The sequence below is a fragment of the Leclercia pneumoniae genome, assembly GCF_017348915.1.
Lineage (GTDB): Bacteria > Pseudomonadota > Gammaproteobacteria > Enterobacterales > Enterobacteriaceae > Enterobacter > Enterobacter pneumoniae.
Map to the genome: position 1 here is coordinate 1,249,087 of NZ_CP071383.1, position 23,547 is coordinate 1,272,633.

24 protein-coding genes and 1 pseudogene are annotated in these 23,547 nt (G+C 55.4%); 23 read left to right on the forward strand and 2 right to left on the reverse strand.

Annotation, left to right across the window (positions count from 1 at the left end):
• The first annotated feature begins 1 nt into the window (after position 1).
• The 8 genes and pseudogenes from JZ655_RS05825 to nei all read left to right on the forward strand — a co-directional run bounded on the left by JZ655_RS05825 (position 2) and on the right by nei (position 6,277).
• A complete protein-coding gene (locus tag JZ655_RS05825) occupies positions 2–745 on the forward strand; it encodes a type 2 GTP cyclohydrolase I (RefSeq protein WP_046886577.1) in 744 nt (247 codons plus the stop codon).
• A gap of 14 nt (positions 746–759) precedes the next feature.
• The gene (gene pxpB, locus JZ655_RS05830; RefSeq protein WP_040076539.1) at positions 760–1,416 is read left to right on the forward strand and encodes a 5-oxoprolinase subunit PxpB; all 657 of its coding nucleotides are present in this window, start codon (positions 760–762) and stop codon (positions 1,414–1,416) included.
• Positions 1,410–2,342 carry a 5-oxoprolinase subunit PxpC gene (pxpC, locus tag JZ655_RS05835; protein WP_040076538.1) on the forward strand — a complete coding sequence of 311 codons (933 nt, stop codon included), beginning with the start codon at positions 1,410–1,412 and terminating at the stop codon, positions 2,340–2,342. Before pxpB ends, pxpC begins: the two co-directional genes overlap by 7 nt.
• Positions 2,329–3,066 (forward strand): 5-oxoprolinase subunit PxpA, encoded by a 738-nt coding sequence (gene pxpA / locus JZ655_RS05840; protein ID WP_207293243.1) that lies wholly within the window; start codon positions 2,329–2,331, stop codon positions 3,064–3,066. Before pxpC ends, pxpA begins: the two co-directional genes overlap by 14 nt.
• Before the next feature lie 38 nt (positions 3,067–3,104).
• Positions 3,105–3,824 (forward strand): DUF969 domain-containing protein, encoded by a 720-nt coding sequence (locus JZ655_RS05845; RefSeq protein WP_040076536.1) that lies wholly within the window; start codon positions 3,105–3,107, stop codon positions 3,822–3,824.
• A complete protein-coding gene (locus JZ655_RS05850) occupies positions 3,821–4,816 on the forward strand; it encodes a DUF979 domain-containing protein (protein ID WP_046886575.1) in 996 nt (331 codons plus the stop codon). The genes JZ655_RS05845 and JZ655_RS05850 overlap by 4 nt, the downstream gene beginning before the upstream one ends.
• Before the next feature lie 9 nt (positions 4,817–4,825).
• Complete coding sequence (gene pcp / locus JZ655_RS05855; RefSeq protein ID WP_207293244.1) at positions 4,826–5,470, forward strand: pyroglutamyl-peptidase I; 645 nt, start codon at positions 4,826–4,828, stop codon at positions 5,468–5,470.
• Between the two features lie 14 nt (positions 5,471–5,484).
• Positions 5,485–6,277 (forward strand): annotated as a pseudogene (nei, locus tag JZ655_RS05860) (endonuclease VIII).
• A gap of 40 nt (positions 6,278–6,317) precedes the next feature.
• On the opposite strand, the gene gltA reads toward nei, so the two are convergent.
• Both gltA and JZ655_RS21595 read right to left on the reverse strand, forming a co-directional pair.
• A complete protein-coding gene (gltA, locus tag JZ655_RS05865; protein WP_207293245.1) occupies positions 6,318–7,604 on the reverse strand; it encodes a citrate synthase in 1,287 nt (428 codons plus the stop codon).
• Positions 7,605–7,810: 206 nt separating this feature from the next.
• Positions 7,811–7,918, reverse strand: a complete 108-nt coding sequence (locus tag JZ655_RS21595) for a hypothetical protein (protein WP_419395273.1) — start codon at positions 7,916–7,918, stop codon at positions 7,811–7,813.
• 326 nt (positions 7,919–8,244) lie between these two features.
• Between JZ655_RS21595 and sdhC the strand changes: the two genes are divergently transcribed.
• The 15 genes from sdhC (at position 8,245) to tolR (ending at position 23,544) form a co-directional block, all read left to right on the forward strand.
• Positions 8,245–8,649, forward strand: a complete 405-nt coding sequence (gene sdhC / locus JZ655_RS05870) for a succinate dehydrogenase cytochrome b556 subunit (protein WP_040076531.1) — start codon at positions 8,245–8,247, stop codon at positions 8,647–8,649.
• Positions 8,643–8,990, forward strand: coding sequence for a succinate dehydrogenase membrane anchor subunit (gene sdhD, locus JZ655_RS05875; RefSeq protein WP_040076530.1), 348 nt, complete (start codon positions 8,643–8,645; stop codon positions 8,988–8,990). The genes sdhC and sdhD overlap by 7 nt, the downstream gene beginning before the upstream one ends.
• Positions 8,990–10,756 carry a succinate dehydrogenase flavoprotein subunit gene (sdhA, locus tag JZ655_RS05880; protein ID WP_207293246.1) on the forward strand — a complete coding sequence of 589 codons (1,767 nt, stop codon included), beginning with the start codon at positions 8,990–8,992 and terminating at the stop codon, positions 10,754–10,756. Before sdhD ends, sdhA begins: the two co-directional genes overlap by 1 nt.
• A gap of 15 nt (positions 10,757–10,771) precedes the next feature.
• The gene (gene sdhB / locus JZ655_RS05885) at positions 10,772–11,488 is read left to right on the forward strand and encodes a succinate dehydrogenase iron-sulfur subunit SdhB (RefSeq protein WP_039029333.1); all 717 of its coding nucleotides are present in this window, start codon (positions 10,772–10,774) and stop codon (positions 11,486–11,488) included.
• 266 nt (positions 11,489–11,754) lie between these two features.
• Positions 11,755–14,562: a 2-oxoglutarate dehydrogenase E1 component gene (gene sucA, locus JZ655_RS05890; RefSeq protein WP_040076528.1), complete on the forward strand. Its 2,808-nt coding sequence runs from the start codon at positions 11,755–11,757 to the stop codon at positions 14,560–14,562.
• A gap of 14 nt (positions 14,563–14,576) precedes the next feature.
• A complete protein-coding gene (odhB, locus tag JZ655_RS05895) occupies positions 14,577–15,803 on the forward strand; it encodes a 2-oxoglutarate dehydrogenase complex dihydrolipoyllysine-residue succinyltransferase (protein ID WP_040076527.1) in 1,227 nt (408 codons plus the stop codon).
• A gap of 82 nt (positions 15,804–15,885) precedes the next feature.
• Positions 15,886–17,052 carry an ADP-forming succinate--CoA ligase subunit beta gene (gene sucC / locus JZ655_RS05900; RefSeq protein WP_040076526.1) on the forward strand — a complete coding sequence of 389 codons (1,167 nt, stop codon included), beginning with the start codon at positions 15,886–15,888 and terminating at the stop codon, positions 17,050–17,052.
• On the forward strand, positions 17,052–17,921 hold the full coding sequence (gene sucD, locus JZ655_RS05905) for a succinate--CoA ligase subunit alpha (protein WP_040076525.1): 870 nt from the start codon (positions 17,052–17,054) through the stop codon (positions 17,919–17,921). Before sucC ends, sucD begins: the two co-directional genes overlap by 1 nt.
• A gap of 807 nt (positions 17,922–18,728) precedes the next feature.
• Positions 18,729–20,297, forward strand: coding sequence for a cytochrome ubiquinol oxidase subunit I (gene cydA / locus JZ655_RS05910; RefSeq protein WP_207293818.1), 1,569 nt, complete (start codon positions 18,729–18,731; stop codon positions 20,295–20,297).
• 15 nt (positions 20,298–20,312) lie between these two features.
• Complete coding sequence (cydB, locus tag JZ655_RS05915) at positions 20,313–21,452, forward strand: cytochrome d ubiquinol oxidase subunit II (RefSeq protein WP_046886974.1); 1,140 nt, start codon at positions 20,313–20,315, stop codon at positions 21,450–21,452.
• A 14-nt stretch (positions 21,453–21,466) separates the two neighbouring features.
• Positions 21,467–21,580, forward strand: coding sequence for a cytochrome bd-I oxidase subunit CydX (gene cydX / locus JZ655_RS05920; RefSeq protein ID WP_006177208.1), 114 nt, complete (start codon positions 21,467–21,469; stop codon positions 21,578–21,580).
• On the forward strand, positions 21,577–21,870 hold the full coding sequence (ybgE, locus tag JZ655_RS05925; RefSeq protein ID WP_172657834.1) for a cyd operon protein YbgE: 294 nt from the start codon (positions 21,577–21,579) through the stop codon (positions 21,868–21,870). The genes cydX and ybgE overlap by 4 nt, the downstream gene beginning before the upstream one ends.
• Positions 21,871–22,018: 148 nt before the next feature.
• Entirely contained in the window at positions 22,019–22,423 is a 405-nt protein-coding gene (ybgC, locus tag JZ655_RS05930; protein WP_207293247.1) for a tol-pal system-associated acyl-CoA thioesterase, read from the forward strand.
• Positions 22,420–23,112: a Tol-Pal system protein TolQ gene (gene tolQ, locus JZ655_RS05935; protein ID WP_072056387.1), complete on the forward strand. Its 693-nt coding sequence runs from the start codon at positions 22,420–22,422 to the stop codon at positions 23,110–23,112. The genes ybgC and tolQ overlap by 4 nt, the downstream gene beginning before the upstream one ends.
• 3 nt (positions 23,113–23,115) lie before the next feature.
• Complete coding sequence (gene tolR, locus JZ655_RS05940; protein ID WP_032617094.1) at positions 23,116–23,544, forward strand: colicin uptake protein TolR; 429 nt, start codon at positions 23,116–23,118, stop codon at positions 23,542–23,544.
• Positions 23,545–23,547 lie beyond the last annotated feature (3 nt).

Genomic DNA, 23,547 nt, shown 5'->3' on the forward strand with positions numbered 1-23,547 from the left:
GATGAAGAATAGCGAACTGGAAAGCCTGATTAACGACAAACTCAACAGCGCCAAATTTAGCGACTACGGCCCTAATGGTCTGCAGGTCGAAGGGCGCGAGCAGGTACAGAAAATTATTACCGGCGTGACCGCCAGCCAGGCGCTGCTGGATGAGGCCGTGCGCCAGAATGCGGATGCGGTGATCGTGCATCATGGTTATTTCTGGAAAAACGAAGCGCCGATTATCCGCGGCATGAAGCGTAACCGTTTAAAAACGCTGCTGGCCAACGATATCAACCTGTACGGCTGGCACCTGCCGCTCGATGCCCACCCGGAGCTGGGCAACAACGTCCAGCTGGCTCAGCTACTGGGCATTACGGTGATGGGCGAAATTGAAGAGCTGCTGCCGTGGGGCGAGCTGGCGATGCCGGTACCGGGTCTGGAGTTGGCCTCCTGGATTGAAGCGCGTCTGGGACGTCGCCCGCTCTGGAGTGGTGATACCGGACCGGATCTGGTGAAACGCGTCGCCTGGTGCACCGGCGGCGGACAGGGCTTTATCGACAACGCGGCCCGTTTCGGGGTGGATGCGTTTATCACCGGTGAAGTTTCGGAGCAGACTATCCACTCCGCCCGCGAGCAGGGGCTGCATTTTTATGCCGCAGGACACCACGCCACCGAACGCGGCGGTATCCGTGCGCTCAGCGAGTGGCTGACTGAAAATACTGACCTGGATGTCACTTTTATTGATATCCCTAATCCAGCCTGATGAGAGGTGCTTAAGTGCAGCGAGCGCGTTGTTATCTGTTAGGCGAGACCGCCGTGGTGCTGGAGCTGGAACCTCCCGTCACCCTGGCGACGCAAAAAAGGATCTGGCGTTTAACCCAGCGGCTCGGGGAAATTCCGGAGGTGGTGGAAGCGATCCCCGGCATGAATAACATCACCGTGGTATTACGCAACCCACACTCGGTGGCGCTGGACGCCATTGAACGGCTGCAACGCTGGTGGGAAGAGAGCGAGGCGCTGGAGCCTGAGTCGCGCGCCATCGAGATCCCGGTGGTCTACGGCAAAAGCGCCGGGCCCGATCTCGGTGAAGTGGCCCGTCATGCGGGGTTGTCGGAGAAACAGGTTGTCGAGCTTCACGCATCAGTCGATTACGTGGTCTGGTTCCTGGGCTTCCAGCCGGGATTCCCCTATCTGGGAGGTTTGCCAGAAAAGCTGACCACGCCACGTCGCGACGAACCCCGTCTGCAGGTGCCTGCCGGTTCCGTGGGCATTGGCGGCGCGCAGACGGGAATTTATCCGCTCGCGTCCCCCGGCGGCTGGCAACTGATTGGGCATACCTCGTTGCCGCTGTTTGATCCGCGTCTGGATGAGCCGGTCCTGCTGCGTCCTGGCGATACCGTGCGCTTTGTCCCGCAAAAGGAGGGGGTATGTTAAAGGTTATTCGTGCCGGGCTATACACCTCCGTGCAGGATGGCGGGCGGATTGGCTTACGCCAGTCGGGCATTAGTTATTGTGGCGCGCTGGACAAACCGGCATTGCAGATTGCCAACCTGCTGGTGGGCAACGCACCCGACGCCGCCGCGCTGGAGATCACGCTCGGCCAGTGCTGTTTTGAATTTGAACAGGACGGCTGGTTTGCCCTGACGGGGGCAGGCTGTGATGCGAAGCTCGACGACGCGGCGGTCTGGACGGGATGGCGTCTGCCGGTGAAAGCCGGGCAGCGGTTGACCCTGAAGCGCCCTGTACACGGTATGCGCAGCTATCTGGCCATTGCCGGGGGCATCGACGTGCCGCAGGTGATGGACTCCTACAGTACCGATCTCAAAATTGGTATGGGCGGTTTTGAAGGCCGGCTGCTAAAAGATGGCGATTGCCTGCCCATTTGCCCGGGCGGCCACCCATTTATGGAGGCGCAGGGGGTAAAACAACTGCTCTGGAATAACCGTGTGCGCGCGTTGCCTGGCCCGGAATATCATGAATTCGATCAGGCCTCGCAGGATGCGCTCTGGCGCTTGCCCTGGCAGCTCAGTCCGCAAAGTAACCGTATGGGCTACCGCCTGCAGGGGCAGAAACTGCAGCGCACCACCGACCGTGAAATGGTGTCGCATGGCCTGCTGCCGGGGGTGATCCAGGTGCCGCATAACGGTCAGCCGATCATACTGATGAACGATGCCCAGACCACCGGCGGTTATCCACGCATCGCCTGCATTATTGAAGCGGATATGTATCATCTGGCGCAGATCCCGCTGGGACAACCGATTCACTTTGTGCCCTGCACCCTGGAAGAGGCGCTGGAAGCGCGACGTGTACAGAAGCAGTATCTCGAACAGCTGGCATGGAGGTTACATGAACGTGATTGATTTAAATGCCGATTTAGGCGAGGGGTGCGGCAGCGATGCCGCCCTGCTGCAGCTCGTTTCGTCCGCCAATATCGCCTGCGGTTTTCACGCCGGGGATGCCGAAACCATGCTCACCTGCGTGCGTGAAGCGCTGAAAAATGGCGTAGCCATCGGGGCGCATCCCAGCTTCCCGGATCGGGAAAATTTTGGCCGCACGGCAATGACCCTGCCGCCGGAGACCGTCTACGCCCAGGTGTTGTATCAGATTGGTGCCCTGGCGGGGATGGTACGCGCAGAAGGGGGGCAGCTACGCCACGTCAAACCCCACGGTATGCTCTATAACCAGGCGGCCAAAGAGCCGATGCTGGCTGACGCTATCGCCCGTGCGGTGCACGCCGCCGATCCCGCGCTGATCCTTGTCGGTCTGGCCGGGAGCGAGCTGATCCGTGCCGGGGAGCGTTACGGCCTGGTGACGCGGGAAGAGGTCTTTGCCGACAGGGGATATCAGGCGGACGGTAGCCTGGTGCCGCGAGGTCAGCCAGGCGCACTGGTCGTCGACGAGCAGCAGTCGCTGGCGCAGACCCTGGAGATGGTGCAACACGGTCGGGTGAAAAGTATTACCGGCGAGTGGGCGACGGTGAAGGCGCAAAGCGTGTGCATTCACGGTGACGGTGAACATGCCCTGGAATTTGCCCGACGCCTGCGCAGTGAATTTGCCGCACAACAGATAAAAATTAGCGCGTAGCGCACTTAAAACACAACACAACCAACAGGAACGTCATCATGGCAGAGACGCTAAACCTCTGGCCACTCATCGGTATCGCGGTGATTGTGGTCGGATTTCTTTTACGCTTTAACCCGGTGCTGGTGGTCATTGTCGCCGGGATCGTGACGGGGCTGGCGGCGCAGATGCCGATTGCAACCATCCTCGAAAAATTGGGCGAAGGGTTTCTCAATACCCGAAACCTGCCTTATATCCTGCTGATCCCGCTGGCGGTGATCGGCCTGCTTGAGCGTCACGGGCTGAAAGAGCGCGCCCAGGCGTGGATCGCGAAGATCCGCAGCGCCACCTCGGGCCGCCTGCTGATCGTCTACCTCTTTGTGCGCGAAGCCTCTGCCGCGATGGGATTGACCAGCCTTGGCGGTCATCCACAAATGGTGCGACCGCTGCTGGCGCCGATGGCGGAAGGGGCGGCTGAGCAGAAGTACGGCGAGCTGCCGGGTGCCGTGCGTTATCGTCTGCGCGCCATGTCGGCCGCGACTGACAACGTCGGGCTGTTCTTCGGAGAAGACATTTTTGTCGCCTTCGGGGCCATCATCTTTATGCACAACTTTATGCTGGAGTCCGGAGGGATTCAGACCGAGCCGCTGCACATTGCCTTGTGGGGGATCCCGACCGCGATCTGCGCCTTTGTGATCCATGCTACCCGTCTGTGGCGCCTGGATAAACACCTTGAGCGCGAGCTGGCGAAAACCCTCCGCACGCCGGGAGGTGCCGAATGAATTTCCAGCAAAGCTATCTTTACTGGCTTGCCGGCCTGGTGCTGATTATCGTCGCCTTGATGTCATTTCGCGATAAAGCCAACCCACGCCGTATCACTACCGGGCTGTTCTGGGGCATCTATGGCCTGATGTTCCTGCTCGGTGACTGGACCTATCAGCTGGTGGGCGACAAACGCACGGTGCACATTGCCGTGGGGGCAGCGGTGGTGGCGCTGGCGCTGATTGCCGGCTTCGGGGGCGTGCGTCTGGGAAGCTATCATCAGCGTAAACCGGAAGAGCGTGAAGCCAGCGCCAAACGACTCGGCAACCGGCTCTTCTATCCGGCACTGGCGATCCCGGTGGTGACGGTGGTAGGCGTGCTGATGTTTAACCATATTCCGGGCCTTCAGGAAGCGCTGTTCGGGCCTGGCAACCACTCCACGCTGGTGACGCTCTTCTCGATGACCGTCGGTTCGCTGATTGGCCTGGGCATGGCGGTTAAAATGACCCATGAGAAGGTGCATCAGCCGATTCAGGAGGCGCGCCGTCTGCTGGACTCCATCGGCTGGGCCTTTATTCTGCCGCAAATCCTCGCCACGCTGGGGCTGTTGTTCACCGCGGCGGGCGTCGGGGAGGGGATCTCCTGGCTCACCCAGACCTATCTGGCTGTCGATAGCCGCTTTATCGCCGTGGCGGTCTACGCCATTGGGATGGCGCTGCTGACCATGGTCATGGGCAACGCCTTTGCCGCCTTCCCGATCGTGACGGCAGGGATTGGTATTCCGATCCTGGTACTGCAGCACGGCGGTAACCCGGCGGTGATGGCGGCGATCGGGATGTTCTCTGGCTACTGCGGCACTCTGATGACGCCGATGGCGGCAAACTTCAATATCGTGCCGGCGGCGCTGCTGGAGTTGCCAGATAAAAATGCGGTGATTAAGGCGCAGGTGCCGACAGGCGTGCTGCTGTTGATTGCCAACGTTTTCTTACTCTACTTCCTGATGTTCTTGTAAGGAGAGACGATGCAAACCGTATTAGTGACCGGTTTCGAACCCTTTGGCGGCGAGACCGTAAATCCTTCCTGGGAAGTGGTAAAACAGCTTGAAGGGATGACCATTGAGCACTGTCGCGTGGTGACGCGGCAGTTGCCGTGCGTGTTTGGCGAGTCGCTGGCGGTGCTGAATGCGGCCATTGATGAACTGCAACCGTCGGTGATCCTGGCGATAGGGCAGGCGGGCGGCCGCGTGGACATTACCGTAGAACGGGTGGCGATCAATGTCGATGACGCGCGCATTCCGGATAATAAAGGTCAGCAGCCCGTTGACGTGGCGATTGTGCCAGACGGCCCGGCGGCATGGTTTAGTTCTCTGCCAATCAAAGCGATGGTGGCTGCCTTGCGTGAGGCAGGCGTTCCTGCTTCGGTTTCCCAGACGGCAGGCACTTTCGTCTGTAATCATGTGATGTATGGCCTGCTGAATACTATCGCTAAGCGGCCAGGCGTGAAGGGCGGGTTTATCCACATCCCTTATCTGCCGGAACAGGCCGCCGCCCATATAGGGGCTCCGAGCATGGCGGCACACACGGTACAGCGAGGCCTTGAGGTTGCCATTGCGGTGGCTATTCGCCAGCAGGTTGACAGTAAAATTACCGGCGGTGCGACACATTAACTAAGGACGATATTATGCCAGAAGGCCCGGAGATCCGCCGTGCGGCGGATAACCTGGAGGCGGCGATCAAAGGCAAACCCCTCACCGGAGCGTGGTTTGCCTTCCCGCAATTAAAGCCCTATGAGTCCCGGCTGCTGGGGCAGACGATCACCCATATCGAAACGCGCGGGAAAGCGCTGCTGACCCATTTCTCTAATCAGCTGACGCTCTACAGCCATAATCAACTGTACGGCGTATGGCGGGTAGTGAAAACCGGCGAAACGGTGCAGACCAACCGCGTGCTGCGGGTCAAACTCCAGAGCGCCGAGAACACCATTTTGCTCTACAGCGCCTCGGATATAGAGATGCTCACCCCCGAACAGCTCACCACCCATCCGTTTTTACAGCGTGTAGGGCCCGATGTGCTGGATCCGCGGTTGACGGTGGAGGAGGTGAAAGCCAGGCTGCTCTCTCCTGCGATTTCGCAATCGGCAATTTTCCGGGCTGTTGCTCGATCAGGCGTTTCTCGCCGGGCTGGGAAATTACCTGCGGGTGGAGATCCTCTGGGAGGTGGGGCTGGCGGCGCAGCGCAAAGCGTCGCAGCTCAGTGAACCCCAGCTTGATGCGTTATCCCAGGCGCTGCTGGCCATACCGCGGCTCTCTTACCAGACGCGCGGCGTGGTGAATGAGAACAAACATCATGGGGCGTTGTTCCGCTTTAAGGTCTTTCATCGGGACGGGAAACGGTGCGAGCGCTGCGGCGGGGTGATTGAGAAGACGACGGTCTCATCGCGGCCATTTTACTGGTGTCCATACTGCCAGAAATAAAAAACGCGCCCGGAGGCGCGTTTTTAATATCCTTCGCAGATTACTGCTCAGTGATGTCAGATTTAAAATCACGCTGCTCGTAGCCGGTATACAGCTGACGAGGACGGGCGATTTTCATGCCTTCGCTGTGCATTTCGTTCCAGTGTGCAATCCAGCCCACGGTACGTGCCATGGCGAAGATCACGGTGAACATGGAAGACGGAATACCCATCGCTTTCAGGATGATGCCGGAGTAGAAGTCGACGTTCGGGTAGAGTTTCTTCTCGATGAAGTACGGGTCGTTCAGCGCGATGTGTTCCAACTCCATCGCCACTTCCAGCAGGTCATCTTTGGTACCCAGCTCTTTCAGCACTTCGTGGCAGGTTTCACGCATTACGGTGGCGCGCGGGTCATAGTTTTTGTAAACACGGTGACCGAAGCCCATCAGGCGGAAGGAGTCATTCTTATCCTTCGCACGGCGTACGAATTCCGGAATGTGTTCAACAGAGCTGATCTCTTCCAGCATTTTGAGCGCCGCTTCGTTCGCGCCGCCGTGCGCCGGTCCCCACAGGGAAGCGATGCCCGCAGCGATACAGGCGAACGGGTTTGCGCCCGAAGAGCCCGCGGTACGTACGGTAGAGGTCGATGCGTTCTGCTCGTGGTCAGCGTGCAGGATCAGAATACGATCCATGGCGCGTTCCAGGACCGGGTTCACTTCGTACTCTTCACACGGCGTGGAGAACATCATGCGCAGGAAGTTACCCGCGTAGGAGAGGTCGTTACGCGGATAAACGAACGGCTGACCGATGGAGTACTTGTAGCACATCGCGGCCATGGTTGGCATTTTGGATAGCAGACGGAATGCCGCGATATCACGGTGACGTGGGTTATTCACGTCCAGTGAGTCGTGGTAGAACGCTGCCAGCGCACCGGTAATCCCGCACATCACCGCCATTGGGTGAGAGTCACGACGGAACGCATGGAACAGACGGGTAATCTGCTCATGGATCATGGTATGACGGGTTACGGTGGTTTTGAATTCATCGTATTGCGCCTGCGTCGGTTTTTCGCCGTTCAGCAGGATGTAGCACACTTCCAGATAATTGGAGTCGGTAGCTAACTGATCGATGGGGAAACCGCGGTGTAACAGGATACCTTCATCACCGTCGATAAAGGTGATTTTGGATTCGCAAGATGCGGTAGAGGTGAATCCAGGGTCAAAGGTGAATACCCCTTTAGAACCCAGCGTACGGATATCAATAACATCCGGACCGAGTGTGCCTTTTAGCACATCCAGTTCAATAGCATTATCACCACCCAGGGTGAGCTTTGCCTTTGTATCAGCCATTTACGGTCTCCTTAGCGCCTTATTGCTTAAGACCACGGTTTACCGGATTTGCATTCTGCTGATTTAACACCGTTACCAGTTTGTTATTTGGCTTACCGCTCAGCTCACGAGGAGAAACCAGGGTACAGAGCTATGGCGCCTTGCAGGTAATGAGTTGAAAAATCAGTGAAACAACAGCAAATCAGTGTCTTCGCGGTCCGAATTATTCAAACCTGTATATCACTAATAACTGTCCTGATAACTTCGGTCAATACCACCACACTGTTACATAACTTATTCTCAGGTGAAAGCAAGACCTCATAACTTTTGCGCATTATATGCCTTTTCTGGTGATGTTTGTAACAATAATGTTTAACATTTGTCAAATCAGATGATTAAAATTTAAAAAGATGTTGTTATCGTGACCCTGATCACTGTTCGGCATAAAACCCGACAAACTATATGTAGGTTAATTGTAATGATTTTGTGAACGCCCTATACTGCGGCCAGGTCTCCGGAAAACCCTGCAATCCCGAGCCACCCAGCGTTGTAATGTGTCATTTGAACATCTGGAAGCAATGTTTTACATGACGCACAGTTATAGAAAAGGCACGCTGTCTGACCCGCAAGCAGTCCGGAGGAAGGAAACAATAAGAACAGCATGTGGGCGTTATTCATGATAAGAAATGTGAAAAAACAAAGACCTGTCAATCTGGATCTTAAAACGATCCGATTCCCCGTAACGGCAATAGCGTCCATTCTCCACCGTGTATCCGGTGTGATTACGTTTGTGGCGGTAGGCATTCTGCTGTGGTTGCTGGGTACCAGCCTCTCTTCCCCGGAAGGATTCCTCCAGGCGTCTGCCATCATGGGCAGCTTCTTCGTGAAATTTATCATGTGGGGCATTCTCACCGCACTGGCGTATCACGTTGTCGGTGGTGTTCGCCATATGCTGATGGATTTCGGCTATCTGGAAGAGACCTTCGAAGCGGGTAAACGTACTGCCAATATTTCATTTGTGATTACTGTCGTGCTTTCACTTCTTGCAGGAGTTCTCGTATGGTAAGCAACGCCTCCGCATTAGGACGCAACGGCGTACATGATTTCATTCTGGTTCGCGCTACCGCCATCGTCCTCACCCTCTACATCATCTATCTGATCGGTTTCTTCGCCACCAGCGGCGACCTGACGTGGGAAATCTGGAGCGGATTCTTCGGCTCGGCTTTCACCAAAGTCTTCACCCTGCTGGCCCTGTTCTCCATTCTGATCCACGCCTGGATTGGTATGTGGCAGGTACTGACCGATTACGTTAAACCTCTGGCAATTCGTCTGCCGCTGCAGCTGGCTATCGTTGTGGCGTTAGTGGTTTACGTTATTTATGGATTCGTTGTGGTGTGGGGTGTGTGATGAAACTGCCAGTCAGAGAATTTGATGCTGTCGTAATTGGTGCGGGTGGCGCAGGTATGCGTGCCGCACTGCAAATTTCCCAGAGCGGCCAGACCTGTGCGCTGCTCTCTAAAGTGTTCCCGACCCGTTCCCATACTGTTTCAGCCCAGGGTGGCATCACCGTGGCGCTGGGTAATACCCATGAAGATAACTGGGAATGGCACATGTACGACACGGTGAAAGGTTCCGATTATATCGGTGACCAGGATGCCATCGAATATATGTGTAAAACCGGCCCGGAAGCGATTCTGGAGCTGGACCATATGGGTCTGCCGTTCTCCCGTCTGGAAAATGGCACTATCTATCAGCGTCCGTTTGGCGGCCAGTCGAAAGATTTCGGCGGCGAGCAGGCGGCACGTACCGCGGCGGCGGCTGACCGTACCGGTCACGCCCTGCTGCATACCCTGTACCAGCAGAACCTGAAAAATCACACCACCATCTTCTCCGAGTGGTATGCGCTGGATCTGGTGAAAAACGCAGATGGCGCAGTGGTAGGTTGTACCGCACTGTGCATCGAGACCGGCGAAGTGGTCTACTTCAAAGCCCGTGCAACCGTGCTGGCGACCGGCGGTGCAGGCCGTATTTATCAGTCCACCACTAACGCCCACATCAACACCGGTGACGGCGTTGGTATGGCTATCCGCGCGGGCGTGCCGGTGCAGGATATGGAGATGTGGCAGTTCCACCCAACCGGCATCGCCGGCGCGGGCGTTCTGGTGACAGAAGGCTGCCGTGGTGAAGGTGGCTACCTGCTGAACAAACATGGCGAGCGCTTCATGGAGCGTTATGCCCCGAATGCGAAAGACCTGGCGGGTCGTGACGTGGTGGCGCGTTCCATCATGATCGAAATCCGCGAAGGCCGCGGCTGCGATGGTCCATGGGGTCCACACGCGAAGCTGAAGCTCGACCACCTGGGTAAAGAGGTACTGGAATCCCGCCTGCCGGGCATTCTGGAGCTGTCCCGTACCTTTGCCCACGTTGACCCGGTTAAAGAACCTATCCCGGTTATCCCAACCTGCCACTACATGATGGGCGGTATTCCGACCAAAGTGACCGGTCAGGCATTGACCGTGAACGCGCAGGGCGAAGATGTGGTCATCCCAGGCCTGTTCGCCGTCGGCGAAATTGCCTGCGTCTCCGTGCACGGTGCAAACCGTCTGGGCGGCAACTCCCTGCTGGACCTGGTGGTATTTGGTCGCGCGGTGGGTCTGCATCTGCAGGAATCCATTGCCGAGCAGGGTGACCTGCTTGACGCCACCGACGCTGAAATCGATTCCTCCCTCGAGCGCCTCAACCGCTGGAACGGCAACCGTAACGGCGAAGATCCGGTGGAAATCCGTAAAGCGCTGCAAGAGTGCATGCAGCATAACTTCTCGGTCTTCCGCGAAGGTGACGCGATGGCGAAAGGGCTTGAGCAGCTGAAAGCGATCCGTGAGCGTCTGAAAAACGCCCGTCTGGACGATACCTCCAGCGAGTTCAACACCCAGCGCGTTGAGTGTCTGGAGCTGGATAACCTGATGGAAACCGCATTCGCGACTGCGATGTCGGCAAACTTCCGTACCGAGAGCCGTGGCGCGCATAGCCGCTTCGACTTCCCGGATCGTGACGACGAAAACTGGCTGTGCCATTCCCTGTATCTGCCAGAGTCGGAAACCATGACGCGTCGTAGCGTGAACATGGAACCGAAACTGCGTCCGGCGTTCCCGCCGAAGATTCGTACTTACTAATGCGGAGACAGGACAATGAAACTCGAATTCTCAGTTTATCGTTATAACCCGGATGTAGATGATGCTCCGCATATGCAGGATTACACCCTGGAAGCGGAAGAAGGCCGTGACATGATGCTGCTGGATGCCTTAATGCAGCTGAAAGAAAAAGATCCGACACTGTCATTCCGTCGCTCTTGCCGTGAAGGGGTGTGTGGCTCCGACGGTCTGAACATGAATGGCAAAAACGGTCTGGCCTGTATTACCCCAATCTCTGCGCTCAACCGTCCGGGCCAGAAGATTGTGATCCGCCCGCTGCCTGGCCTGCCGGTCGTGCGCGATTTGGTGGTGGACATGGGGCAATTCTATGCACAATATGAGAAGATTAAGCCTTACTTGTTGAATAATGGGCAAAATCCACCCGCTCGCGAGCATTTACAGTCGCCAGAGCAGCGTGAAAAACTCGATGGTCTGTATGAGTGTATTCTCTGTGCATGTTGTTCGACCTCGTGCCCGTCGTTCTGGTGGAACCCGGACAAGTTTATCGGCCCGGCCGGCCTGCTGGCCGCGTATCGCTTCCTGATCGACAGCCGCGATACTGAAACCGATAACCGTCTGGAAGGGTTGAGTGATGCTTTCAGCGTATTCCGCTGCCATAGCATCATGAACTGCGTCAGTGTATGTCCTAAGGGGCTGAACCCGACGCGCGCCATCGGCCATATTAAGTCGATGCTGTTGCAACGCAGTGCGTAAGTAATGAGAGAGGGGAGTGCTGTTCCCCTCACTCTGACCCTCTCCCAAAGGGAGAGGGAATAGATTGCAGGAAATCTTTAAAAACTGCCGACGACATTCCCCCTCTCCTGTGGGAGAAGGTCGGGGTGAGGGGAAACCCTTAAGACAGTTTCTAAAGGTTCCTTCGCGAGCCAACAAGAGCTCGCAGGTGAACCCCGGCACGTACACGAAGTGTGCGTGGTAGTTTCTACGGCGAAAGTAAGCATAAAAATGCTTAAGGGATCACGATGCAGAACGGCGCTTTGAAAGCCTGGCTGGACTCTTCTTACCTTTCTGGTGCGAACCAGACCTGGATAGAACAGCTCTATGAAGACTTCTTAACCGATCCTGACTCAGTGGACGCAAACTGGCGTTCTATGTTCCAGCAATTACCAGGAACAGGGGTCAAACCGGATCAATTCCACTCCAAAACACGTGATTATTTCCGTCGTCTGGCGAAGGATGCCTCACGTTACTCTTCTGCTATTTCCGACCCTGACACCAATGCGAAGCAGGTTAAAGTCCTGCAGCTTATCAACGCTTATCGCTTCCGTGGTCACCAGCATGCGAATCTCGATCCGCTGGGACTGTGGCAGCAAGATCGCGTAGCGGATCTCGATCCGGCTTACCACGATCTGACCGAGGCCGATTTCCAGGAGAGCTTTAACGTAGGTTCATTTGCCATCGGCAAAGACACGATGAAGCTGGGCGATCTGATTGATGCCCTCAAGCAGACCTACTGCGGCTCCATCGGCGCGGAATACATGCACATCACCTCAACAGAAGAGAAACGCTGGATCCAACAGCGTATTGAGTCCGTGGCGGGCCACGCGACCTTCTCCCCTGAAGAGAAAAAACGCTTCCTGGGCGAACTGACCGCAGCAGAGGGCCTTGAGCGCTATCTGGGCGCGAAATTCCCGGGTGCGAAGCGCTTCTCGCTGGAAGGCGGCGACGCATTAGTCCCAATGCTCAAAGAGCTGATTCGTCATGCTGGTAAAAGCGGTACCCGTGAAGTGGTACTGGGTATGGCGCACCGTGGCCGTCTGAACGTGCTGGTCAACGTCCTGGGTAAAAAACCGCAGGATCTGTTCGACGAATTCGCGGGTAAACATAAAGAACACCTCGGCACCGGCGACGTGAAGTACCACATGGGCTTCTCATCGGATATCGAAACCGAAGGCGGGCTGGTGCATATGGCGCTGGCGTTTAACCCGTCTCACCTGGAAATTGTTAGCCCGGTGGTTATCGGTTCCGTGCGCGCGCGTCTGGATCGTCTGGACGAGCCGAGCAGTAACAAAGTGCTGCCAATCACCATCCACGGTGACGCGGCCATTACTGGTCAGGGCGTGGTTCAGGAGACCCTGAACATGTCCAAAGCGCGGGGTTACGAAGTGGGCGGTACCGTTCGCATCGTGATCAACAACCAGGTGGGCTTCACTACCTCTAACCCGCTGGACGCGCGTTCTACGCCGTACTGTACCGATATCGGTAAGATGGTGCAGGCGCCAATCTTCCACGTTAACGCGGACGATCCGGAAGCAGTGGCCTTCGTTACCCGTCTGGCGCTGGACTACCGTAATACCTTCAAACGTGACGTGCTGATTGACCTGTTCTGCTACCGCCGTCACGGCCACAACGAAGCTGATGAGCCAAGTGCAACCCAGCCGTTGATGTATCAGAAAATCAAAAAACACCCGACGCCGCGCAAGATCTATGCCGACAGGCTGGAAGGCGAAAACGTGGCGACGCTGGAAGATGCGACCGAGCTGGTCAATCTTTACCGCGACGCGCTGGACGCGGGTGAATGCGTTGTGAAAGAGCTGCGTCCGATGAATATGCACTCCTTTACCTGGTCGCCGTACCTCAACCACGAGTGGGATGAGAGCTACCCGAACAAGGTCGAGATGAAGCGCCTGCAGGAGCTGGCAAAACGCATCAGCACCGTGCCTGACGCTATCGAGATGCAGTCTCGCGTGGCAAAAATTTACGCTGACCGTCAGTCCATGGCGGCAGGCGACAAGCTGTTCGACTGGGGTGGCGCTGAGACGCTGGCCTACGCCACGCTGGTAGACGAAGGCATTCCGGTTCGTCTGTCCGGTGAAGATGCGGGCCGTGGTACTTTCTTCCACCGTCATGCGGTTGTGCACAACCAGTCAAACGGTTCAACTTACACTCCGCTGCAGCACGTACATAACGGCCAGGGCCAGTTTAAGGTCTGGGACTCCGTTCTGTCTGAAGAAGCGGTACTGGCATTTGAGTACGGCTATGCCACCGCGGAACCGCGCACCCTGACCATCTGGGAAGCGCAGTTCGGTGACTTTGCTAACGGTGCTCAGGTGGTGATTGACCAGTTCATCTCTTCTGGCGAACAGAAGTGGGGCCGTATGTGTGGTCTGGTGATGCTGCTGCCGCACGGTTACGAAGGCCAGGGTCCGGAGCACTCCTCCGCGCGTCTGGAACGTTATCTGCAACTCTGTGCTGAGCAGAACATGCAGGTCTGCGTGCCGTCTACCCCGGCTCAGGTGTATCACATGCTGCGTCGTCAGGCGCTGCGCGGTATGCGTCGTCCGCTGGTGGTCATGTCACCGAAATCCCTGCTGCGCCATCCGCTGGCGGTCTCCAGCCTTGATGAACTGGCTAACGGCACCTTCCTGCCAGCCATCGGTGAGATTGACGAGCTGGATCCGAAAGGCGTTAAGCGTGTCGTAATGTGTTCTGGTAAGGTTTATTACGACCTGCTGGAACAGCGCCGTAAAAACGATCAGAAAGATGTCGCCATCGTGCGTATCGAACAGCTGTATCCATTCCCGCATCAGGCGATGCAGGAAGTGCTGAAACAATATGCTCACGTCCATGATTTTGTCTGGTGCCAGGAAGAGCCGCTCAACCAGGGCGCATGGTACTGCAGTCAGCATCATTTCCGTGAAGTGATTCCATTTGGGTCTGCTCTGCGTTATGCAGGTCGCCCGGCCTCCGCCTCTCCGGCGGTAGGGTATATGTCCGTTCACCAGAAGCAGCAACAAGATCTGGTTAATGACGCGCTGAACGTCGATTAATTAAAGGATAAATAATGAGTAGCGTAGATATTCTTGTTCCCGACCTGCCTGAATCCGTAGCAGATGCGACCGTCGCGACCTGGCACAAAAAACCGGGCGATAGCGTTAAGCGCGATGAAGTGCTGGTAGAAATCGAAACTGACAAAGTGGTACTGGAAGTACCGGCATCGGCGGATGGCATCCTGGACGCAGTGCTGGAAGATGAAGGGACCACCGTGACCTCTCGCCAGATCCTGGGTCGCCTGCGTGAAGGCAACAGCGCGGGCAAAGAGTCCAGCGCTAAATCTGAAGAGAAAGCCTCTACGCCGGCCCAGCGCCAGCAGGCTTCTCTGGAAGAGCAGTCTAACGACGCGCTCAGCCCGGCGATCCGTCGCCTGCTGGCTGAACACAGCCTCGATCCGGCGGCCATCAAAGGCACCGGCGTGGGCGGCCGTCTGACCCGCGAAGATATCGATAAGCATCTGGCAAAAGCGCCTTCTGAAGCGAAAGCTGAGGCCAAAGCCCCTGCGGCAGCGCCAGCAGCGCAGCCTGCACTGGGCGCACGCAGCGAAAAACGCGTGCCGATGACCCGCCTGCGTAAGCGTGTGGCTGAGCGTCTGCTGGAAGCGAAAAACTCCACCGCGATGCTGACCACCTTTAACGAAGTAAACATGAAGCCAATCATGGACCTGCGTAAGCAATACGGTGACGCGTTTGAAAAACGTCACGGTATCCGTCTGGGCTTTATGTCCTTCTACGTGAAGGCGGTGGTTGAAGCGCTGAAACGCTACCCGGAAGTGAACGCTTCCATCGACGGCGATGATGTGGTTTATCACAACTACTTCGACGTGAGCATGGCCGTTTCTACGCCGCGCGGTCTAGTGACCCCGGTTCTGCGTGACGTAGACACCCTGGGCATGGCTGACATCGAAAAACGCATTAAAGAGCTGGCGCTGAAAGGCCGTGACGGCAAGCTGACCGTAGAAGATCTCACCGGTGGTAACTTCACCATTACCAACGGCGGCGTCTTCGGTTCGCTGATGTCCACTCCGATCATCAACCCGCCGCAGAGCGCGATCCTGGGCATGCACGCCATCAAAGATCGTCCAATGGCCGTTGACGGTAAAGTCGAAATTCTGCCGATGATGTATCTGGCGCTCTCCTACGATCACCGTCTGATTGATGGCCGTGAGTCCGTGGGCTTCCTGGTCGCCATTAAAGAGCTGCTGGAAGATCCGACTCGTCTGCTGCTGGACGTGTAGTTTCGCACCATTGCCCGGCGGTCTCTCCCGCCGGGCCTACAAAAGCATGATCTAACGATTACCTGAAGGATGGATAGAACACATGAACTTACATGAATATCAGGCCAAACAGCTGTTTGCCCGGTATGGCTTACCGGCTCCGGTGGGTTATGCCTGTACTACCCCGCGTGAAGCAGAAGAAGCCGCATCAAAAATCGGTGCTGGCCCGTGGGTAGTTAAATGTCAGGTTCACGCTGGTGGCCGCGGTAAAGCGGGCGGTGTGAAGGTAGTCAACTCTAAAGAAGAGATCCGCGCCTTTGCGGAACATTGGCTGGGCAAACGCCTGGTGACCTACCAGACAGACGCGAACGGCCAGCCGGTTAACCAGATTCTGGTTGAAGCGGCGACCGATATCGCAAAAGAGCTGTACCTCGGCGCGGTAGTAGACCGTAGCTCCCGTCGCGTGGTGTTCATGGCCTCTACCGAAGGCGGCGTGGAAATCGAAAAAGTGGCGGAAGAGACCCCGCACCTGATCCACAAAGTGGCTATCGATCCGCTGGCCGGCCCTATGCCGTACCAGGGTCGCGAACTGGCGTTCAAACTGGGTCTGGAAGGTAAACTGGTTCAGCAGTTCACCAAGATCTTCATGGGCCTGGCGACCATCTTCCTGGAGCGCGACCTGGCGCTGATCGAAATCAACCCGCTGGTGATCACTAAGCAGGGCGACCTGATCTGCCTCGACGGCAAACTGGGTGCCGACGGCAATGCCCTGTTCCGCCAGTCCGATCTGCGTGAAATGCGCGACCAGTCTCAGGAAGATCCGCGTGAAGCGCAGGCTGCACAGTGGGAACTGAACTACGTGGCGCTGGATGGCAACATCGGCTGTATGGTTAACGGTGCGGGCCTGGCAATGGGCACCATGGACATTGTTAAACTGCACGGCGGCGAACCGGCCAACTTCCTCGACGTGGGCGGCGGCGCAACCAAAGAGCGCGTGACCGAAGCGTTTAAAATCATCCTCTCTGACGACAACGTGAAAGCCGTTCTGGTGAACATCTTTGGCGGTATCGTACGTTGCGACCTGATCGCAGACGGCATTATCGGTGCGGTAGAAGAAGTGGGTGTTAACGTTCCAGTGGTAGTGCGTCTGGAAGGTAACAACGCTGAACTCGGCGCGAAAAAACTGGCTGACAGCGGCCTGAATATTATTGCAGCTAAAAGTCTGACGGATGCAGCTCAGCAGGTTGTTGCCGCAGTGGAGGGGAAATAATGTCCGTTTTAATTAATAAAGATACCAAGGTTATCTGCCAGGGCTTCACCGGTAGCCAGGGGACTTTCCACTCCGAACAGGCGCTGGCCTACGGTACGCAGATGGTTGGCGGCGTGACGCCGGGTAAAGGCGGCACTACGCACCTGGGTCTGCCGGTGTTCAACACCGTGCGCGAAGCGGTCGAAGCGACCGGCGCAACCGCGACCGTGATCTACGTTCCTGCGCCGTTCTGCAAAGATTCCATTCTGGAGGCCATCGATGCAGGCATCAAACTGATCATCACTATCACTGAAGGCATCCCGACGCTGGACATGCTGACTGTGAAAGTGAAGCTGGATGAAGCCGGCGTGCGCATGATCGGCCCGAACTGCCCGGGTGTTATCACCCCAGGTGAGTGCAAAATCGGCATTATGCCAGGCCATATCCATAAGCCAGGTAAAGTGGGCATTGTTTCCCGCTCTGGTACCCTGACCTATGAAGCGGTTAAACAGACCACTGACTACGGTTTCGGCCAGTCTACCTGCGTGGGCATCGGCGGTGACCCGATTCCAGGCTCTAACTTCATCGACATCCTGAAGCTGTTCCAGGAAGACCCGCAGACCGAGGCGATCGTAATGATCGGTGAAATCGGCGGTAGCGCAGAAGAAGAAGCGGCCGCTTACATCAAAGATCACGTGACCAAGCCGGTAGTAGGCTACATCGCGGGTGTTACCGCGCCGAAAGGCAAGCGTATGGGCCACGCTGGCGCCATCATCGCAGGCGGTAAAGGTACTGCTGATGAGAAATTTGCTGCGCTGGAAGCAGCGGGTGTGAAAACCGTTCGCAGCCTGGCTGATATCGGCGAAGCACTGAAATCCATCATTAAGTAAATCCTCTCTGCTCCCCGTGCGGGGAGCTTTGACATAATAAATGTCCGTTTCGACATGGTTGGCCATCGTAAGATGGCCTTTTTTTTATGCGAGGGGAGGGGAGACGATGCGCCAAAAACAGGCGTCAGTCAGTGATGGAAAGGGGATAATCCAGCGGTCTGTTATTTCGCTTTCACTTTATAGTAACAATGCGGTGTTAATTTACGGATTGTGAAAAGTAAAATATTTGTAATATGTTTCTTTTCTGTGAGTAAGATAAAAAATTAACATCCCCAGGATATTGGGACTAATTTGCCTTAATAAAAAGATTCCCTTCAAGTATGGTTAATTTAAATGACTATTATTCATAGTATGTCGTTTAATTGATAACTAATGCCCGCCAATTTATACATATCATTAACATGGTTTTTACTATGTTTACCGCGAAGATACACAGTTAACAACTGGGCTTAATATTGATTTAAATCAATATTTAATACCTGGAAAAGAGCGTGAAAAACCGTTAAATTGTTCGCGATCAAACTGGTCCAAAAGTGGTAAATTCGCCATATATTGATCGCTGTCGTAAAACGTAAATCTGATTCAATAAAAACCTGTTTATTGTAAGGGTTTTACGGCGTAATATATTGCAGGATCAATTTGGTGTTTTAATTAACGTATCTGCAACCTTTCATCATGGCTTTTTTCTCCAGCGAAGAATAAGTAAGGAAGAAAGGATGCTGAAAACTTTTTTATTGGGGCATGCGGGTGAGTCCTTTCTAACGGGACTTACTCTCGAGGTCTTCATGCGATGAGCAAGGAGTCATGATGTTAGATATAGTCGAACTGTCGCGCTTACAGTTTGCCTTGACCGCGATGTACCACTTCCTGTTTGTGCCACTGACGCTCGGTATGGCGTTCTTGTTGGCCATCATGGAAACGGTGTACGTCCTCTCCGGCAAACAGATTTATAAAGATATGACCAAGTTCTGGGGCAAGTTGTTTGGTATCAACTTTGCGCTGGGCGTGGCTACCGGTCTGACCATGGAGTTCCAGTTCGGGACTAACTGGTCTTATTACTCCCACTACGTTGGGGATATTTTCGGTGCGCCGCTGGCCATTGAAGGTCTGATGGCCTTCTTCCTCGAATCCACCTTTGTAGGTCTGTTCTTCTTCGGCTGGGATCGTCTGAGTAAAGTTCAGCACATGGCGGTAACCTGGCTGGTCGCCCTCGGCTCCAACCTCTCTGCTCTGTGGATCCTGGTGGCAAACGGCTGGATGCAGAACCCTATCGCCTCTGATTTCAACTTTGAAACCATGCGCATGGAGATGGTGAGCTTCTCTGAGCTGGTGCTGAACCCGGTCGCGCAGGTGAAATTCGTGCACACCGTGGCTTCGGGTTATGTCTGCGGCGCGATGTTCGTGCTGGGTATTAGCGCCTACTATATGTTGCGTGGCCGCGACTTTGCTTTCGCAAAACGCTCCTTCGCCATTGCGGCGAGCTTCGGTATGGCAGCCATCCTCTCTGTTATCGTGCTGGGTGATGAATCCGGTTACGAGATGGGTGACGTGCAGAAAACCAAGCTGGCGGCAATTGAAGCAGAATGGGAAACGCAACCGGCTCCGGCGGCCTTTACCCTGTTCGGTATTCCGGATCAGGATGCGCAGGAAAACCGCTTCGCCATCCAAATTCCTTACGCGCTGGGTATTATTGCTACCCGCTCCGTGGACACGCCGGTCATTGGCCTTAAAGACCTGCTGGTTCAGCATGAAGAGCGTATCCGTAACGGGATGAAAGCCTATTCCCTGTTAGAGCAGCTGCGTGCGGGCTCTACCGATCAGGCCGTTCGCGACCAGTTCAACGACGTGAAGAAAGACCTGGGTTATGGTCTGCTGCTGAAACGCTATACCCCGAACGTCTCTGACGCGACGGAAGCGCAAATTCAGATGGCGACCAAAGACTCCATTCCGCGCGTTGCGCCGTTGTATTTCGCGTTCCGTATCATGGTCGGGAGCGGCATCATTATGCTGCTGATCATTGCTGCCTCCTTCTGGTCGGTTATTCGTAACCGTATCGGCGAGAAAAAATGGCTGCTGCGTACGGCGCTGTACGGTATTCCGCTGCCATGGATTGCCATCGAATCCGGTTGGTTCGTTGCGGAGTATGGCCGTCAGCCGTGGGCTATCGGTGAGGTGTTACCAACGGCTGTGGCGAACTCGTCGCTGACCGCGGGCGACCTTATCTTCTCCATGTTGCTGATTTGTGGTCTGTACACCCTGTTCCTGGTGGCTGAGCTGTTCCTGATGTTCAAGTTCGCTCGCCTCGGCCCAGGCAGCCTGAAAACCGGTCGCTATCACTACGAGCAGTCCTCCGTGGCTTCTCAGCCGGCACGCTAAGACAGGAGTCGTCAAATGATCGATTATGAAGTATTGCGTTTTATCTGGTGGCTGCTGGTTGGCATTCTGCTGATTGGCTTTGCTGTCACCGACGGGTTCGACATGGGGGTGGGCATGCTCACCCGTTTCCTCGGTCGTAACGACACCGAGCGTCGTATCATGATTAACTCCATCGCTCCTCACTGGGACGGTAACCAGGTGTGGCTGATCACCGCAGGCGGCGCGCTGTTTGCTGCCTGGCCGATGGTCTACGCCGCGGCGTTCTCCGGCTTCTATGTGGCGATGATTTTGGTGCTGGCCTCTTTATTCTTCCGTCCGGTAGGCTTTGACTACCGTTCCAAGATTGAAGATACCCGCTGGCGTAACATGTGGGACTGGGGCATCTTCATCGGTAGCTTTGTGCCACCGCTGGTGATTGGCGTGGCCTTTGGTAACCTGCTGCAGGGCGTACCGTTCCACATCGACGAGTACATGCGTCTTTACTACACCGGTAACTTCTTCCAGCTGCTGAACCCGTTTGGTCTGCTGGCAGGTGTGGTGAGCGTGGCGATGATCATTACTCAGGGTGCGACCTATCTGCAGATGCGTACTGTGGGTGAACTGCACCTGCGCTCTCGCGCAACGGCGCAGGTTGCTGCGCTGGTGACGCTGGTCTGCTTTGCCCTGGGCGGTGTCTGGGTAATGTATGGTATTGATGGCTACGTTGTGACCTCTGCGATCAACCACGCTGCGCCGTCTAATCCATTGACGAAAGAAGTGGCGCGTCAGGCAGGTGCATGGCTGGTGAACTTCAACAATATGCCTGCGCTTTGGGCTATCCCCGCGCTGGGCGTGCTGTTGCCGCTGCTGACCGTGCTGACCTCTCGTCTGGAAAAAGGCGCGCTGGCGTTCGTCTTCTCGTCACTGACCCTGGCGTGCATTATCCTGACTGCCGGTATCGCGATGTTCCCATTCGTTATGCCATCAAGCACCATGATGAATGCAAGCCTGACCATGTGGGATGCGACCTCCAGTCAGCTGACGCTTAATCTGATGACCTATGTTGCGGGTGTGTTCGTACCCATTATTCTGCTGTACACCTCCTGGTGTTACTGGAAAATGTTTGGTCGTCTCACCAAAGAACATATCGAAAGTAACACCCACTCTATGTACTAAGTAAGGAGCTGAATATGTGGTATTTCGCATGGATTTTAGGGACGCTTCTTGCCTGTGCATTTGGGGTGATTACCGCCCTGGCGCTGGAGCACGTTGAAGCGTCCAAAGCCGGTGAAGAAAAACACTGATGGAAATTATCGCGACCCTCTATCGCGTAATGGACAAGCGCCCGTTAAGGGCGCTTTCCCTTGTGATGGCATTAGTGTTGGCAGGATGCGTATTTTGGGATCCGGCGCGCTTTGCTGCCAGAACCAGTACGCTCGAGATCTGGCACGGGTTTCTTATTATGTGGGCCGTCTGTGCGGGGGTGATCCACGGCGTCGGTTTTCGTCCGAAAGCCCCTCTCTGGCAGGGCATTTTTTGTCCGCTGGTGGCCGACCTGGTGCTGTTCGCTGGCCTGATTTTCTTTTTCAATTGAATAAGAACCCTCCGTTAATATTATGGGCTTACTAGGGCCCATAAAAATTTACTCTCCGTTTACTTTCCCCCATTCCAAACCATCATTCCCGCGCGTATAGTAGCGAAGTTTAAAAGCGCTAACTTTTGTTGCATTACCGGGATGTAAAGTGAATACAACGCTGTTTCGATGGCCGGTTCGTATCTATTACGAAGACACCGACGCCGGGGGTGTGGTTTACCACGCCAGCTACGTTGCCTTTTATGAACGAGCACGCACTGAGATGCTGCGCCATCATCACTTTAGCCAGCAAGTGCTGTTGGCTGAGCGAGTTGCCTTTGTGGTACGCAAGATGACGCTGGAGTATTTTGCGCCCGCCAGACTCGACGATATGCTCGAAGTCCAAACGGAAATTACATCAATGCGCGGAACCTCGCTGGTTTTCACGCAGCGTATCGTCAACGCAGAGAACACTGTACTGAACTCAGCAGAAGTACTGATTGTCTGTGTTGATCCAACCATAATGAAGCCTCGTGCGCTTCCTAAGTCTATTGTCGCGGAGTTTAAGCAGTGACTGACATGAATATCCTTGATTTGTTCCTGAAGGCTAGCCTTCTGGTTAAACTTATCATGTTGATTTTGATTGGTTTTTCTATCGCATCCTGGGCCATTATCATCCAGAGAACGCGTATCCTTAACGCCGCAGGCCGCGAAGCCGAAGCCTTTGAAGACAAGTTCTGGTCCGGTATCGAACTGTCTCGCCTGTATCAGGAGAGCCAGGGCCGTCGTGATAACCTTTCGGGTTCTGAGCAGATTTTCTACAGCGGGTTTAAGGAATTTGCGCGCTTACATCGAGCGAATAGCCACGCGCCGGAAGCGGTTGTTGAAGGGGCATCCCGTGCGATGCGTATCTCAATGAACCGCGAGCTTGAGACGCTGGAAACGCATATTCCATTCCTCGGCACCGTCGGCTCCATCAGCCCGTATATCGGCCTGTTTGGTACCGTGTGGGGGATTATGCACGCCTTTATCGCGCTGGGCGCGGTAAAACAAGCCACGCTGCAGATGGTTGCTCCGGGGATCGCAGAAGCGCTGATCGCGACGGCAATCGGTCTTTTCGCCGCTATTCCTGCGGTAATGGCTTATAACCGTCTGAACCAGCGCGTGAATAAACTGGAACTGAATTACGACAACTTTATGGAAGAGTTCACCGCAATTCTGCACCGTCAGGCGTTTACCAGCACCGAGAGCAACAAGGGGTAAACCATGGCCAGACAGCGTGGACGAGGTCGTCGCGAACTCAAGTCCGAAATCAACATTGTACCGCTGTTGGACGTACTGCTGGTGCTGTTGCTGATCTTTATGGCAACGGCTCCCATCATTACGCAGAGCGTAGAGGTTGATCTGCCGGATGCGACAGAGTCGCAGGCTGTGAGCACCAATGATGACCCGCCGGTCATCATTGAAGTGTCAGGGGTCGGGCAATACAGCGTGGTGGTGGAAAAAGATCGTCTGGATCAACTTCCGCCGGAGCAGGTTATTGCTGAAGCACAACGCCGCCTACAGTCAAATCCGAAAACGGTCTTCTTAATCGGTGGTGCGAAAGATGTGCCTTACGATGAAATCATTAAAGCGCTGAACCTGCTGCATAGCGCGGGTGTTAAGTCGGTCGGCTTGATGACGCAGCCAATTTGATTA